Annotated in this window: 14 protein-coding genes; 5 read left to right on the forward strand and 9 right to left on the reverse strand. The window is 69.0% G+C overall.

The genetic code is table 11. The annotated features are described in order from the left end of the window. Positions 1–21: 21 nt before the first annotated feature. The 4 genes from B9O00_RS24255 to B9O00_RS24270 all read left to right on the forward strand — a co-directional run bounded on the left by B9O00_RS24255 (position 22) and on the right by B9O00_RS24270 (position 4687). On the forward strand, positions 22–1176 hold the full coding sequence (locus B9O00_RS24255) for an acyl-CoA dehydrogenase family protein (RefSeq protein ID WP_085125328.1): 1155 nt from the start codon (positions 22–24) through the stop codon (positions 1174–1176). Between the two features lie 229 nt (positions 1177–1405). Continuing rightward, complete coding sequence (locus tag B9O00_RS24260; protein WP_200808650.1) at positions 1406–2995, forward strand: AMP-binding protein; 1590 nt, start codon at positions 1406–1408, stop codon at positions 2993–2995. Between the two features lie 25 nt (positions 2996–3020). Then, on the forward strand, positions 3021–3869 hold the full coding sequence (locus B9O00_RS24265) for a MaoC/PaaZ C-terminal domain-containing protein (RefSeq protein WP_085125329.1): 849 nt from the start codon (positions 3021–3023) through the stop codon (positions 3867–3869). Next, complete coding sequence (locus tag B9O00_RS24270; protein ID WP_085125330.1) at positions 3869–4687, forward strand: enoyl-CoA hydratase-related protein; 819 nt, start codon at positions 3869–3871, stop codon at positions 4685–4687. The genes B9O00_RS24265 and B9O00_RS24270 overlap by 1 nt, the downstream gene beginning before the upstream one ends. A 16-nt stretch (positions 4688–4703) precedes the next feature. On the opposite strand, the gene B9O00_RS24275 is transcribed toward B9O00_RS24270, so the two are convergent. The 4 genes from B9O00_RS24275 to B9O00_RS24290 form a co-directional block, all read right to left on the reverse strand. Continuing rightward, positions 4704–6014: a TRAP transporter large permease gene (locus tag B9O00_RS24275; protein ID WP_235017190.1), complete on the reverse strand. Its 1311-nt coding sequence runs from the start codon at positions 6012–6014 to the stop codon at positions 4704–4706. Positions 6015–6043: 29 nt separating this feature from the next. Continuing rightward, positions 6044–6571, reverse strand: coding sequence for a TRAP transporter small permease (locus B9O00_RS24280; protein ID WP_085125332.1), 528 nt, complete (start codon positions 6569–6571; stop codon positions 6044–6046). Positions 6572–6638: 67 nt separating this feature from the next. After that, positions 6639–7664, reverse strand: a complete 1026-nt coding sequence (locus B9O00_RS24285) for a C4-dicarboxylate TRAP transporter substrate-binding protein (protein WP_218822941.1) — start codon at positions 7662–7664, stop codon at positions 6639–6641. Between the two features lie 43 nt (positions 7665–7707). Then, the gene (locus tag B9O00_RS24290; RefSeq protein ID WP_085125333.1) at positions 7708–8619 is read right to left on the reverse strand and encodes an SDR family NAD(P)-dependent oxidoreductase; all 912 of its coding nucleotides are present in this window, start codon (positions 8617–8619) and stop codon (positions 7708–7710) included. A 317-nt stretch (positions 8620–8936) separates the two neighbouring features. On the opposite strand from B9O00_RS24290, the gene B9O00_RS24295 reads away from it, so the two are divergent. Beyond that, positions 8937–10502 (forward strand): AMP-binding protein, encoded by a 1566-nt coding sequence (locus B9O00_RS24295; RefSeq protein ID WP_085125334.1) that lies wholly within the window; start codon positions 8937–8939, stop codon positions 10500–10502. A 143-nt stretch (positions 10503–10645) separates the two neighbouring features. Here B9O00_RS24295 and B9O00_RS24300 read toward each other — a convergent pair whose 3' ends face one another. The 5 genes from B9O00_RS24300 to B9O00_RS24320 all read right to left on the reverse strand — a co-directional run bounded on the left by B9O00_RS24300 (position 10646) and on the right by B9O00_RS24320 (position 14648). Further along, positions 10646–10990: a hypothetical protein gene (locus B9O00_RS24300; protein ID WP_085125335.1), complete on the reverse strand. Its 345-nt coding sequence runs from the start codon at positions 10988–10990 to the stop codon at positions 10646–10648. Further along, a complete protein-coding gene (locus B9O00_RS24305; RefSeq protein ID WP_085125336.1) occupies positions 10987–12090 on the reverse strand; it encodes an IS5 family transposase in 1104 nt (367 codons plus the stop codon). Before B9O00_RS24305 ends, B9O00_RS24300 begins: the two co-directional genes overlap by 4 nt. A gap of 222 nt (positions 12091–12312) precedes the next feature. Then, positions 12313–13266 (reverse strand): VWA domain-containing protein, encoded by a 954-nt coding sequence (locus tag B9O00_RS24310; RefSeq protein WP_159460314.1) that lies wholly within the window; start codon positions 13264–13266, stop codon positions 12313–12315. 67 nt (positions 13267–13333) lie between these two features. Then, positions 13334–13849: a coiled-coil domain-containing protein gene (locus B9O00_RS24315; protein ID WP_085125338.1), complete on the reverse strand. Its 516-nt coding sequence runs from the start codon at positions 13847–13849 to the stop codon at positions 13334–13336. A 49-nt stretch (positions 13850–13898) separates the two neighbouring features. Continuing rightward, entirely contained in the window at positions 13899–14648 is a 750-nt protein-coding gene (locus B9O00_RS24320) for a hypothetical protein (RefSeq protein ID WP_085125339.1), read from the reverse strand. Between the last annotated feature and the right edge of the window lie 8 nt (positions 14649–14656).

A 14656-nucleotide genomic window follows, 5' to 3' on the forward strand; every position in this document is an offset into this window, starting at 1 on the left:
ACACTGAAGGAGGGAGCCCTCGTGACCGTCAGCCGCACGCTGTTCTCGGCCGAGCACGACCAGTTCCGTGAGACCGTCCGGCGCTTCGTCGAGGTCGAGCTCGAGGCCCATCACGCGGACTGGGAGCGGCAGAAGCGCGTGCCCCGCGAGGTCTGGCGCAAGGCCGGCGAGAAGGGGCTCCTCTGCTGCAACGTGCCGGAGGCCTACGGCGGTCCCGGCGCCGACTGGCTCTACAACGTCGTGGTGATCGAGGAGCTCGCCAAGGCCGGCATGACCGGACCGGGCTTCATGGTCCACTCGGAGATGTGCGCGCCCTATCTCCTCGCCTGGGGCAGCGAGGAGCTGAAGCGCGAATGGCTGCCGAGGATGGTCCGGGGCGAGGCGATCGGGGCGATCGGCATGACCGAGCCGGGGGCCGGCAGCGACGTGAAGCGCATCAAGACGCGGGCTGTGCGGGACGGCGACGACTACGTCCTGAACGGCCAGAAGGTCTACATCTCGAACGGTATCAACGCCGACCTGGTGGTGACCGCCTGCAAGACCGCACCCGAGAAGGGCGCCAAGGGCGTCAGCCTGATCGCCGTGCCGACCGCCACCGCCGGATTCGAGCGTGGGCGGAACCTGGAAAAACTCGGCTTGAAGGCCCAGGACACAGCGGAGCTGTTCTACACCGACGTCCGCGTGCCCGCCGGCAACCTGCTGGGCGAAGCGAACCGCGGTTTCGCCATGCTGATGACCAAGCTCGCGCAGGAGCGGCTGACCCAGGCGATCCGCAGCATCGCGGTCGCCGAGTCGGTGCTGCGCCAGACAGTCGACTATACGCGCGGCCGCGAGGCTTTCGACGGCACTATCGCCGACTTCCAGAACACGCAGTTCGTGCTCGCCCAGCTCGACGCCGAGATCACCGCGCAGCGCATCTTCGTCGACTGGTGCATCGAGCGCTTTCTCAAGGGAGAGCTCAGCGGGACGGAATCGGCCAAGGTCAAGCTTCTGGGGTCCGAGCTGCATTGCAAGACCGTGGACCAGTGCCTGCAGTTCTTCGGCGGCTACGGCTACATGCTGGAGTACCCGATCGCACGTGCCTACATCGACGCCCGCATCACGAAGATCGCCGGCGGCGCGGTCGAGGTGATGAAGCAGATCATCTGGAAGGACATGACGACCCGCAGCGTCTGAGTCCCGGCCCTTCTCGGGCGGCTCCGGCGTCGCGAGCAGGACCGTTGCGGCGAGCAGCGCCACACGTCCCGTCGTGCCTCTCCCCGGCCGAGCGCGTCGTTCGGGCCGCGCGCCTCGAGCGGAGGCGAATTATGATGTGCTTGCATATCTTGCGCTAGCATACTGTTCGGCTGCACCATCGACGAAAGCATGCCGACGCGTGACCGGCTGACCCGAGGGCGGAGACGGAATGAGCGAGACCGACATGGCAACCCGCGCGGATACCGGCATGCGGGCAAGTCCCTGGGACATCGCGGCGACCGATCCGTCGCGATGCGCGCTTCTGATCGCTGACACGGGCGAGTCCCTCACCTACGGCGACATGATGCGGGGCGCCGACAGAATCGCCGGCTTCTTCGCCGCGGCGGGCCTGCGCGAGGGCGATGTCGTCGCCTTTCTGTTGGAAAACCGGGCCGCCTACGTGCAGCTCTGCTGGGCGGCGAAGCTGGCCGGCCTCTACTATGTCTGCATGCCGCGGCAGGTGTCCGAGGACGATGCCGCCTACATCCTTCAGAACAGCGGGGCCGCGCTGCTCGTCGCCTCGGCGGCCACGGCACCGGTCGCCGGTCGCCTGAGCGCGCGGCTGGCCGGGACGGTCCGCGTCCTGTCGCTGGACGGCGCCGAGCCGGGGCTCGAAGACTTCCAGGCCGCCGTCGCCCGCGAAGGCGGTCCGCCGCCTGCGGATCGGCGCCGCGGCGCCTCGATGCTCTACTCGTCGGGCACGACCGGCCGGCCCAAGGGCATCCGGCACCCGCTGACCGACCATTCGCCGCATCAGGCGCCGCCCCGACACCGGATGCTGGTCGAAGGCTACGGCTTCGGCCCCGACACGGTCTTCGTCAATCCCGGCCCCTTCTACCACACGGCGCCGCTGCGCTTCATGATGCACGTCCAGAGATGCGGCGGCACCGCCATCGGCTTCCGCCGCTTCGACGCCGAGACGGTGCTGCGGGCGATCGACAGGCATCGCGCGACCCACGGCTTCTTCGTTCCCACCCACTTCGTGCGGATGCTCGCGCTGCCCGAGGCGCTGCGCGCGGCCTGCGACACGAGCCTGATGCGCTGCGCCGTACACGGGGCGGCCCCCATGCCGATCGAGGTCAAGGAACGGATGATCGCCTGGTGGGGGCCGGTCATCGAGGAGATGTACGGCGGGACCGAATCCATCGGCACCACCATGATCGCCTCGGCCGATTGGCTGGCCCACAAGGGGTCGGTCGGCCGCCCCAGCGGCAGCACCGAGATCCGCATCGAGGCGCCCGACGGCTCAGAATGCCCGCCGGGCGTCGAGGGCCTGGTGCTGATGCGGACCGGCAAGCCCTTCGAGTACCACGGCGACCCGGCCAAGACCGCCGAAAGCCAGCGGCCCGGCGGATGGGCCACGCTCGGCGACATCGGCTATCTCGACCCGGAGGGCTATCTCTATCTGACGGACCGGGCCAGCAGCCTCATCATCTCAGGCGGCGTGAACGTCTACCCCCAGGAGGCGGAGAACCTGCTGAGCGTGCATCCTGACGTGGCTGACGCCGCCGTGATCGGCGTGCCGCATCCCGACCTCGGCGAAGAGGTGAAGGCCCTGATCGTGCCGAGACCGGGCGCGCGGCCCTGCGCGGACATGGCCGAGCGGCTCGTCGCCTACTGTCGCGACCGCCTGGGCCCGGTGAAGAGCCCGCGCAGCGTCGACTTCGTCGAGAGCCTGCCGCGCAGCGACGCCGGAAAGATCGTCAAGGCCGAGCTCATGCGCCGCTACTGGCCCGAGGGCCGGCGCATCCCGCGATGAACAGCAGCAGCAGGAAGATCCGTCCGTGAATCTCGACAGCATAGAGCGCCACAGCTTCGCCCCGGTGGATCACGCCTACACCGCCAGGGATGCGATCCTCTACGCCCTGGGTGTCGGCTGCGGCGCCGACCCGCTCGACGAGGCGGATCTGGGCTATGTCTACGAGGCAGGCCTCAAGACCGTCCCCTCCTTCGTCAACGTCCTCGCACACCCGGGCTTCTGGGCGAAGGACCCCCGGTTCGGCATCGACTGGATCAGGATCCTTCACGGCGAGCAGAGCTTCGAGATCCATGCGCCGATCCCGCCGGAAGGCCGCGTCCGGGGGACCTATCGCATCGATGCCGTCGAGGACCTCGGGGCGGACCGTGGCGCACGCCTCTACCAGTCCAAGGAGTTGCACGCCGTCGACGGAACCCACCTCGCCACGGTGCGCACGGTCCTCTTCATGCGCGGCGATGGCGGACAAGGGGGCTTCGGCTCCCCTGCCGCCTCGCCCACTCCGCTGCCCGAGCGTGCGCCGGACGCCGTGGTCGAGACCCCGACCCTGCCGCGCCAGGCCCTGATCTACCGGCTCTCCGGCGACCTCAACCCGATCCACGCCGACCCCGCCGCGGCGCGCCGGGCGGGTTTCGAGGCGCCGATCCTGCATGGACTGTGCACGCTCGGGATCGCCACGCGTGCCGTGATCGCGGCCCGTGCCCCGGGAGCGCCGGAGCGCCTGCGGTCGATGTCGCTGCGTTTCTCCAAGCCAGTCTTCCCCGGCGAGACGATCCTGACCGAGATCTTCGGGACCGGCGGGAGCCTGCGGTTCCGCTGCCGGGCGAAGGAACGCGACATCGTCGTGCTCGACCGCGGCTCCGCGGAGCTCTTGTAGTGGCGGCGTGGGACCGGGACGGAGACGGATACGTCACCCGACTGGAGGGCGGCATCCTCACCCTGGCCTTCGATCGGCCGGAGGTGCGCAATCCCATCACGCGCAGCATGACGACGAGGTTGCGCGACCTCTTCGCCGGGGCGAGAGCCGACCCGGCGGTGCGCTGCCTGGTGATCCGGGGCGAGGGCGAGAGCTTCTCGGCGGGTGGTGACGTGGCCGGGTTCCGGAAGAGCCTCGAGCAGCAGCAGCCGGCGGTCCGGGAGGAGTTCCGTGGCCGGCTCGGGCTGGCCGCGGAGCTGGCGCTGGTCCTGCAGGCATTCGACAAGCCGATGGTCGTGCGCCTACGCGGCGCCGTGGCCGGAGCCGCCGTGATGTTCCCGCTCTCGGCCGACCTCGTCCTGGCCGACGACACGGCACAGTTCGTCTTCGCCTATGTCAGGCTGGGGCTGACGCCCGACGCCGGCGTCTCGTGGCTGCTGCCCCGCGTCGTGGGAGAGCGGCGGGCCAGGCGCCTGCTGCTGACGGGCGCGGCCGTCGGGGCCGACGAGGCTGCGGCGCTCGGTCTCGTCGACCGCATCCTCCCACCGGACCAGCTCGACGACGCGGTCGACGAGGCCGCCCGGCGACTGGCGGCCGGCCCGCAGGGTGCGCTTCTCCGCACCAAGCGGCTCGTCGCCCAGGCCTCGCACAGGGAGTTGGCGGATCAGCTCGCGGCGGAAACCGACGGCATCGTGGAGAGCGTCGGCAGCGACGACTTCCGCGAGGGCGTGGCCGCCTTCCTGGAAAAGCGCAGGGCGCGATTTCCCTCCGGGTCCTGACCCTCCGCCGCCCGCCTCAGAGCGCAGCGGGCAGCGCGAGGGTGAGGGCCGGAATGGCGAGAAGGAGGCTCAGCACGGCGACGTCCATCGCGAAGAAGGGAAGCACCCCGGCGAAGATCCGCATGACCGGCACCGGCGGCTGCGTCACGCCGTTGATGACGAAGACGTTGAGCCCGACCGGCGGGGTGATCAGGCCCATCTCGAGAAGCTTCACGACGACGACCCCGAACCAGATCAGGTCCAGGCCGCGGCCTTCGATCAGGGGCAGCACGAAGGGCAGCGTCAGAAGCATGATGCCGAGCGGATCGAGGAACATGCCGAGCACCAGATAGACGAGCACAATCCCGATGAGCAGTGCGGTGGTCCCGGGGTTCGCGGCCTGGACGAGCGCCACGACCTCGTTCGCCATGCCGGTCAGCGAGACGAAGCTCGCGAAGAGCTTGGCCGCGGCGGCGATCAGGAAGATCGCCGCGCTTTGCACCGTCGTCTCCCACAGAGCGCTGCCGAGATGCCGGAGGCGAAGACGGCGCGTCGCGAGCGCGACGACCGTCGCGGTCACGAAACTGACCGCCGCAGCCTCCGTGGCCGTGAAGACACCGCCGTAGATGCCGCCGACGATGATGACGAAGATCACCGCCGCCGGCCAGGATCCGGCGAGCACGCGCAGGCGCTGCGCCAGGGGGTAGGCTTCCTCGCCGCGGGGCGCGTCCTGGCGCCGCCAGGTCGTCCAGATCGCGATGACGATCCAGTAGCCCAGCATCGACAGGAGCCCCGGGATGATCGCCGCGATGAACAACGCACTGATCGACTGCTCGGCGAAGACGCCATAGATGATGAAGACGATGCCCGGCGGGATCAGCGCGCCCAGCGTTCCCCCTGCCGCGACCGAGCCGGTCGCCAGCCGGTCGGAGTAGCCGTAGCGCAGCATCTCGGGCACGGCGACCCGTCCCATCGTCGCTGCGCAGGCGAGGCTCGATCCCGAGATTGCCGCAAAGCCTCCGCAGCCCAGCACCGACGCCATGGCGAGTCCGCCCGGCACCCGAGTCAGCCAGGCGCGCGCCGCGTAGTAGATCTCGGAGGTGATGCCGGCCCGGTAGCAGACGTGCCCCAGTGCGATGAACATGGGGATAGCGGTCAGGCTATAGTTGTAGAAGAGCTCGTAGACCGCCGTCGTGGCAAGCGTCATCGCGGGCCGCACGGCCATCTCCAGGCGCACCCCGCCCGTCCGCGGCAGCGCGAAGTAGAGGTACATGCAGAGCAGCGCAGTGGCACCGAGGGCGAAGGCGACCGGCGTCCGGAGCGCAATGAGGACCAGCACCACGGCCATGCCGGCGACGCCGAGTATGAGCGGATCCATCAGGCGGCGTTTCCGCGGACACGGCCGAGGGCACGCTCACTGACGATGGCCGCGAGGGCGATCAGGCAGAGGCGGAGCGACATCGTCGCGAAGCCGAGGCAAAGCGCCGCGTAGGTGGGCCATTGCGGCACTCGGAGGAGTCCCATGTTCGTCCGCCCGGAGTGAAAGAGGTCGAGGGAGTAGGTGGCCAGCCAGACCGCCAGCGGCACCAGAAGCAGAAGGCCGGCGAGTGCGCCCAGAAGCTCGAGGATCCGCCTGGCCCGGGGGCCGAGCCGGTCGGCGAGCAGGTCGACGGTGATGTTCGCACCGGTGCGCGTCGCCTCGCCGAGAGCGAAGGCGAGCGAGACGAGCAGCAGGGAGCGGACGAGGACCACGTTGTCGGGAACCATGAAGGCGGGAAAGCTGCGCGACAGGATGCCGGCGAGCACAAGAAGCGCGATCACGCCTTGGGCCGCCGCCGCCAGCACGACCAGGAAGCCTTCCCAGATCCGCAGCCCTCGGTCGGCCCGAGCGAGGCATGCCGTCACGTCGCCCCCCTTCCCTTGTCCCTGGTCCCGCCGGCGCCTCTGGCAAGACGCCGGCGAGCCGTCGGCATCACTGCTTGTAGGCCTTGTTCTGCGTGGCGATTTCCCGGCGGAACGCGGCCACCAGCGAAGCGGCGTCGACGCCGCGCGCCGTGCCTTCCGAGACGTACTCGTCGATGATGGGCTTGCTCGCCTCATCCAGCCGCGCGAGATCTTCCTCGCTGAATTGGACGACCTTGATGCCCTTGTCGGCCATTTTCTTGGTGACCGCGGCGTTGCGGTCGTGGATCGCCTGGGCGATCTTCTGGGTGTACTCCCGGCCGAGGCTGACGATCAGTTGCCGGTCCTTCGGTTCGAGAGCATCGAACTCGGCCTTGTTCATGAAGATGCCGTTCGACTGGATCGTTCCGCCGTTGATCTCGGTGAACGACTTCGCGACCTCGTCCAGCTTGTAGGCCTCGACGACGTAGCCGTAGGCCTGCGAGCAGTCGATCACACCCGTATCGAGCGCCTGATAGGCTTCCGGGAGGGGAATGCTGGTCGGGATCGCGCCGAAGGTCGCGTAGATCTTGCCGTAGTCGCTGGTCGCCCTGACCTTGCGGCCGTTGAAATCGTCGACGCCCCGCAGGGGCTCGCCGGCGCAGATCATCTGGATCGGGCCGACCGAGTAGTTCAGGAGATAGACGACGCCCTGGCTGTCGAACTCCTCCTTCATGATCGGATTGGTCGTGGCCAGCTCATAGAGGGCGAGGGCACCGGGGACTTCCTTCGGGTTGCGGACCGGCAGGTCGCCGACGCGGTAGGCGAACAGGTTCTCCGGTGAATAGCCGGCCGTCACCGTCCCCAGAGAGGCGACATCGTTCTTCACCCCCTCGAAGATCTCCGTAGCCGGCAGGAGCGAGCCGCCCCAATGCTGCTCGATCTGGATGCGCCCCTCGCTTCCTTCTTCGATTCGAGACAGGAACTCCTGGACGAACTTGGCCCGGATGCCGCGATTGGCACTGTAGTCGGCGAACCGCAGAAGCGTCTGCGCCGAGACGGAGGTGGCAGCAGCCGACAGCCCTGCCACCATCACAAGCATCAGCCCATAGCGCACGATAACCTCCCTTTGTTGTCGTTGTTATTCGATTCCGACCGCCTCAGACCGGATCCCAGGTGAAGACGTCTCCGGACCTCTCCAGCGGGTAGAAGGACGGCGCCATCGCCGGAACCGCCCGCTCGATCACCGTCTGCGGTGTCCATCCGCCGTCGGCATGGACGCTGCGGACGGGACGGCTCTGCGAGAAGAGGAAGATCTCGTTCGCGCGCGTGCCGAAGACCTGGCCGGTCACGGCCTTCGCGTCGTCCGACAGAAGCGCGACCGGAAAGGGGGCGATCAGCTCCGGCCTAAGCTTCTTGAGGCCCTCGACCCGAGCCTTCTCTTCCTCGGTCGCATCCGGAATGGTGCCGACGAGGCGGGTCCAGGCAAAGGGCGCGATGCAGTTCGAGCGTACGCCGAAGCGCGCCATGTCCATGGCGATAGCCTTGGAAAGTCCGACGATGCCGAGCTTGGCCGCCATGTAGTTGGCTTGGCCGAAGTTGCCGATCAGTCCCGACGTCGAGGTCATATGGACGAAGGCACCGGAGTTCTGCGCCCGGAACAGGTCGGCGGCCGCCCGCGACATGTAGAAGGAGCCCAGCAGATGCACCTGGACCACGGCCTCGAAGCTCTCCGGGTCCATCTTGTGGAAGATGCGGTCGCGCAGGATCCCGGCATTGTTCACCAGCCCGTCCAGTCGCCCGAAATGCCTGACCGTTCTCTCGACGATCGCGCGAGCCGAGTCCCACTGCGCGACGGAGCCACCGTCGGCGATCGCCTGCCCGCCGGCGGCGGTGATCTCGTCGGCGACGCTCTGCGCCGGGCCGGCGTCCCCGCCTGCGCCGCTCTCGTCGCCGCCCAGGTCGTTCACGACCACCATCGCGCCTTCGCGCGCGGCCTCCAGGGCGATGCAGCGCCCGACACCGCGACCGGCCCCGGTAACGATGATGACCTTGCCTTCGAGCAGCCCCATTTCCTCACATCGCTCCCATCACTTCAGACAATTCCCTACGCAGACCGGTATCGACGAGACGCGAGAGGCAGCGTCCGAAGCGCGGAACGCGAAGATTCTGGTGGCCTTTTCGGCAGCGTCGAATCGGCCGATCCCGCCGACGACGGTTGCGCGACCACGATCTCTGCCGCTGGCTTCCCGGTCACCGCCCCACCTCACTGTCACTGCGGGCTCTGGCATATCCCGCATATTTGTTGCCTTCATTATCGTAAGCTTCTATACGATTATCAAGCGCCGCGGCAAGCCCGTAAGGCGCGGCCGAGGGAGGAGTGGACCGAATGCGTTATGGGCTGAGGGATTGGGCGCAGCGCGACCCGGAACGGCGAGCGCTGGAGTTCGAGGACGGCACGAGCGTCACCTTCGGGGAGCTGGAGGCGCGGGCAAACCGACTCGAGCAGCTGTTTCGGAACCGCGGCCTGGCGCGCGGCGACCACGTCGCCGGAATCCTGTCGAACGGACCGGACGTCATCGCCGCGGCCTGGGCGGCCGCCCGCACCGGCCTCTACTACACGCCGGTCGCTCACACCTTCTCGTTGCCGGAGATCGCGCATGTCGTGAACGACAGCACCGCCGCGCTGGTGCTCGCCGACGGCCGCTTCGCCGACAGGCTCGCCGAGCTTCCGGCGCGCTGCAAGGCCGCCAGGCACTGGCTGACGACACGGACGCGCGGAACCGCGCCGCACGAGATGGAGGATCTCGAGGCCGCGTTGGCGACGATGCCGGACGCACCGCCAGAAGACGAATCACCCGGCATGCTGATGATGTACTCGTCGGGCACGACCGGAGCGCCCAGGGGCATCTGGCGACCGCTTCCCAGCGCCGAGCAGATCGGCGAAGGGCCGCCCGCTTTCGCCCGCGACCTGATCGAGATCTTCGGCGTCGATCCGGAGACCCGCTATCTCTCCCCGGCCCCGCTCTATCATGCCGCACCGCTGCGCTGGACGCTCGCCGTCATCGCCGGCGGCGGCATGGCACTGATCATGGACAAGTTCGACGCTGAGCGGGCGCTCGACCATCTTCAGCGCCGCGAGATCACCATGTCGCAATGGGTGCCGACGATGTTCCGGCGCATGCTTGCCCTGCCGGAGCAGCGGCGTGCCGCCTTCCGCGCTCCGCGCCACCACCTCGCTCTCCACGCGGCGGCGCCCTGTCCCGTCGACTTGAAGCGGCGGATGATCGATTGGTGGGGGCCGATCCTGACCGAGTACTACGCCGGTTCCGAAAGCGTCGGTCTCACGGTGCTGGATTCGGCCGAGTGGCTGGCGCACCCCGGCTCCGTGGGGCGCGCGGTCAAGGGCCGGATCCGGATCCTCGGCGAGGACTGGTCCGAGCTGCCGCCGCGGCAGGTGGGCAAGGTCTACTTCAGCGACAGCTCGAAGTTCGAGTACTTCAACGACCCGGAGAAGACGCGCTCCCGGCTGAGCCCGCAGGGCTGGCAGACCTTCGGCGAGATCGGCTGGGTCGACGAGGACGGCTGGCTCTATCTCTCGGACCGCCAGGACGATACGATCATCTCCGGCGGCGTCAACATCTATCCGCAGGAGCTGGAGCAGGCGATCGAGGAGATGGCGCAGGTTGCCGAGTGCGCTGTCGTGGCCATGCCAGACGAAGATTTCGGGGAGCGGCCGGCGGCCTTCGTCGTCCCGGTGCCCGGCCTGAGGACGAGCGATGAGGAGCTCGCGGCGCAGGTCGCCGCGCACTGCAAGGAACGTCTCGGCCGAACCAAGCAGCCCCATCGCATCCGCGTCGTCGGAGAGCTGCCGCGCTCCGAGGTCGGCAAGCTCCTGCGGCGGAGGCTGCGTGAGCAGCTGGCCGCCGAGAGCCTGGAGGCGGCCCAGGCATGACTATCCTCCCGGGCCTTCCGAAGACGCGGACTCCGATGCTCGAGACGCAGGCCCGCAACGAGCAGAGTTGGGCGTGGCCCCGGCCGGTGACCGCGGCGCTGCCGATTTCAAGCAGCATGGCCTGTCCTTCCCAGACTGCTGCGCTAGCAGGTTGTTGAAGAAGTTGCTCGAACAGCCTTGAGAACGGCTTCGTCGCCGAGGTGGTAGGCGAAATCGATTTCGAGCGATCCGTCGTCGAGCAACTCGGCCGATCCGGAGCCGGTGACCTCGTCCATCTCGTCGAAGCCGGCCCAGGTGAAGAACACCATGGACGGGGCGTATTCGAGGTCGAGGCCGGCCTGCATGGCCCCGAAGGCGATCTCGCCGTGGCCGTCGGCGTCGATGACGAGGGTCGCCGGCCCGACCAGGTCGAGATAGTCGTCGTCCCAGAGGTCGGCCTCGACGATTCGCCACCGGCCGATGAGCCGGCAGCCCATCGGGGCGGTCATGGCGAGACCCCGGCCAGCAGCCTGGGCAGCCGCACCAGGTTGTAGGCGGCGGCCGCGAAGGTGAAGGCCGGGTCGACACGCGCGCGGCCGCGGAACCGGGCCTTGCGCAGGCAGGCGACCGTCTTGATCCAGCCGAAGGCCTCCTCGATCCGCTTGCGGACGCGCTGGCTCGTCGCGTAGCCGGCATGGCGGGTGGTACGGCCGTCGATCGCCGAGCGCCGGCCGCTGGTGTTCTGCGCGACGTGCGGGCGCACGTTGAGCTCGCGCAGCTCCATCACGAAGTCCTGGGCGTCGTACGCCTTGTCGGCACCCAGCGTGATCGCCCGCGGCCGGTCGCCATGGGCCTCGATCATCTCCAGCGCGGCCAGCCGCTCGGCGTGGCCGGAGACCTTGGTCAGGCGGGTGTCGACGATCAGCCCGGAGCGGTTCTCCATCAGGCCGTGGCCGATGAAGCACAGCCTGGCCTCCATGCCGGGGCCCTTGCGGTACAGCAGGGCGTCGGGGTCGGTGGTGCTGGCGTGCGTTTCGTTGGAGCGCTTCCGGCCCTTGAAGTCGACCGTCGCGTTGCGGCCGCCGGTGCCGCCATCGCCATCCGGCGGGCTGTCCCCGGGATCCTTCGGCTTGAAGCTCTTGAGCGAGGCCCAGGCCTCGATCAGCGTGCCGTCGACCGAGAAGTGCTCGCTCGACAGCAGCCGCCTGACCCGCGGCTGTGCCAGCACAGCCGCCAGGAACCGCGCGGCGATGTCGCCCTCCAGCAGCCGGTCGCGGTTCTTGGAGAAGCTCGAGTGGCCCCAGACCGCCTCGTCCACGCCGAGCCCGACGAACCAGCGGAACAGCAGGTCGTGCTCCAGCCGCTCCATCAGCTGGCGCTCCGAGCGGATCGAGTAGAAGGCCTGCAGCAGCATCGCCCGCAGCAGCCGCTCCGGCGCGATCGACGGCCGGCCCAGCCCGGAGTAGAGCGCCGCAAAATCGCCGCCCAGCGCCTCCAGAGCCGCATTGGCGATCTCGCGGACGACCCGCAGTGGATGGTCTCGCCGGACCCGCGCCGCCAGGTCGACGTACGAAAATAACTCGCCAGACCGCCTATCCCCGCCCCGCATCGATCCGTCTCCCGACCATCGGCACGGTCGAGTCAATCATGCCCTGTCGGCGCCGGTCATCGGGTTTTTCAACAGCCTGCTGAGCCTCGGCGAGCGCCGCGATCGCCGCCAGGGTCGCCTCGCTCGGAAGGCCACCGCTTATTCCAAGTCTCGCGCGGCAAGACAGCGAAGGAATCGCATCATCTCCCGGGCGGAGCCGGAAGACACTTTTTCAGCAGCCTGTTAGCGACCGGCCGCGTCGTCCGGCTGTCGGCCGCAGGCGGCGACGAGCGACGAGAAGATCGACTTGGTCAAGTTCTCGCTCGACGAGGAGATCGTCTCGACGTAGCCCGAGCCGTGGCGTTCGACGAAAGCGCGGTAGAAGCCCTCGACCGGCCCGGTGACGATGAAGATCGGCGTGACGTCGTTGGCTCGCAGCGCCGCCGAGACTTGGCCCTCGCTCGGGTAGTCCTCGTTCAGGGGGTCGCCGTCGGCGATGCCGTCCTCAGGGGCCGGCGCGTCCGGCCAGTCGCCCGCGACGAGCGCCACGGCATCGGTGACGAGCACCACGTACCTCTTGGCGGCGGGCCTGAACCCGACGGCCGCCCCGGCGCCGAGCATCTCGATGATCGCCTCGTACTGCGCCTCGCCGGCGGTAGTGCCGCCGTAGCCGACCTGCAGCCCGGCAGCGGCCTTGCGCAGTTCGTCCGCGCTGGCCCCCAGCCGCGCGAAGGAGCGGAAGACGTAGTCGTTGCGGGCCGCGCTGTCGCCGGGAAGCGGCTTGTCGATGAATGCCCCGAGGCCGATGGCGACGTTGCGTCCCAGTTCGCCCGCCTCCCGGCGCGAGATCAGGTCGTCGATCATGCTCTTGACGTTCGGCAGGTCATCCCGGAACGAGGCCGAGAGATCCTGGAGGAAGTAGAGATCGATCGCGCCGCTGTCGCCGACCAGCGCGCAGTCCGCGCTGCAGCTCGGCACCGTGCGGACTTGGTCCTGAAGATCGCGAAGCCGATGCTCGAGCCCCTGACCGGCAGCCCGCAGATCCGCCAACTGCTCGCTCGGCTCGGCCGCAGCCGAACAGAAGGACAGGAAGATGCGGTCGCTGCCCGGCCAAGCGAGGCCGCAGCCCCGCAGGAGTATCCAGGCGAGCAGCAGGAATAGGGCGACGAACGCCAGCCACAGCAGGACAATCGCCACGCCCCGACGGCGCCCCGGGAGATAGCGTTTGCCTGTCGTTGCCATCCGCCGGCTGCCGTCGGTCGGGCTAGCTGCTCTGCAGCTGCTTGACGATCAGGGCGATGGCAGCGCGCTTGCGCTCGATGTCCTCCTCGAGCTTGGCGATCTCGGCCGCCTCGCGCGGCGGCTCGGCCCGGGCGGCCGCCAACTGCCGCTCCATCTCGCCGAGCTGCTCCCGCAGCGTATCGAGCCGCGCCTGCTGTTCCGCATTGCTGGCCCTGGCGCTGCCGAGCTGCAGCCGGAGCTCGTCGAGCTGGCTCTGGTTGGTGGCCAGCTGCCGCTGGAGCGCCTTGCGGTCCCGCGCCAGCGCCTCGGCCTCGGCCTTCAGGGCGGCGGCCCGCTCCCGGGAGAGCTGGGCCTCCTCGACCTCGTGACGGGTCTGCGACCGGATCTGCGCGATGCGGGCGTCGAACCCCTTCCCCCTGATGCAGGCGTCCGCCGCGAACAGGCTGCCCGCATTGGTCGCGTCGCATTCGGTGGCCGAGGAGTTCGCGCAGCCGGTCAGCACGAGGACGCCGAAGAGCAGCAGGGCGACCCTCGTCATGCCGGCCTCGCGACCGCTCGGCTGCCGCCCGGCCGACAGGCGACCGCCGTCAAGACGAGAGCCCCTGCTCGTGGGCTCCGATCGTCGCGACCAGCACGTCGAGGCGCTGCGACAGCCCCTCGCGCGTCTGCTCCAGCGCCGCACGCTTCTGGCTCAGCTTGGCCGCCTCGTTCGGGTCCGTCTGCCGGGCCAGGTCGATGCGCTTGTCGATGTCCTCGATCGAGTCCGAGACGCGCTTGACCGAGCCGCCGAGGTAGGCCTGGAAGCCCTTCGCCTCGTCGATCGCCTGCTTGTACTCGCCGCGCTTGGCGACGTTGGTCTTGGCCTGGGCGCGTAGCCTGTCCAGCTTCGCCGTCTGCTCTCGCACCACCCGGGCCGCCGCGGTCTCCACCGCCTTGGCGTCCGCGAGTTCCCGATCGGCGGCCGCGAGCGCCGCCTGCTCGGTGACCTGGCGCGAGGCGATGTTCTCCGTCTCGCGGCCGACCGAATAGCCGTAGGCGCCGCCGGCCGCCGCTCCGCCAAGGCCGCCGATGGCCGCGCCGACCGCACAGTTGTTGAACAGCAGCTTGCCCATCAGGCAGCCGATGCCGGCTCCGGCGGCCGCGCCGACCAGGCCGCCCTGGACAGCATAGTCCTTCGCATACTGCTTGCCGGAGTAGGTCGCGACCTGCCGAGCGTCGGCAGAATCGATGTTCGCCTCGGTTGCCGAGGAACTGCCACCCGGCGCCGGCTGGCAGGCCGACACGACAGCGGCCACGACGCAGGCCGCGGCGGCCCGCTTTCCCCAATAGTGCACCATGCCCTTGC

The organism is Tistlia consotensis USBA 355, from assembly GCF_900177295.1.
GTDB classification, from domain to species: Bacteria; Pseudomonadota; Alphaproteobacteria; order Kiloniellales; family DSM-21159; genus Tistlia; species Tistlia consotensis.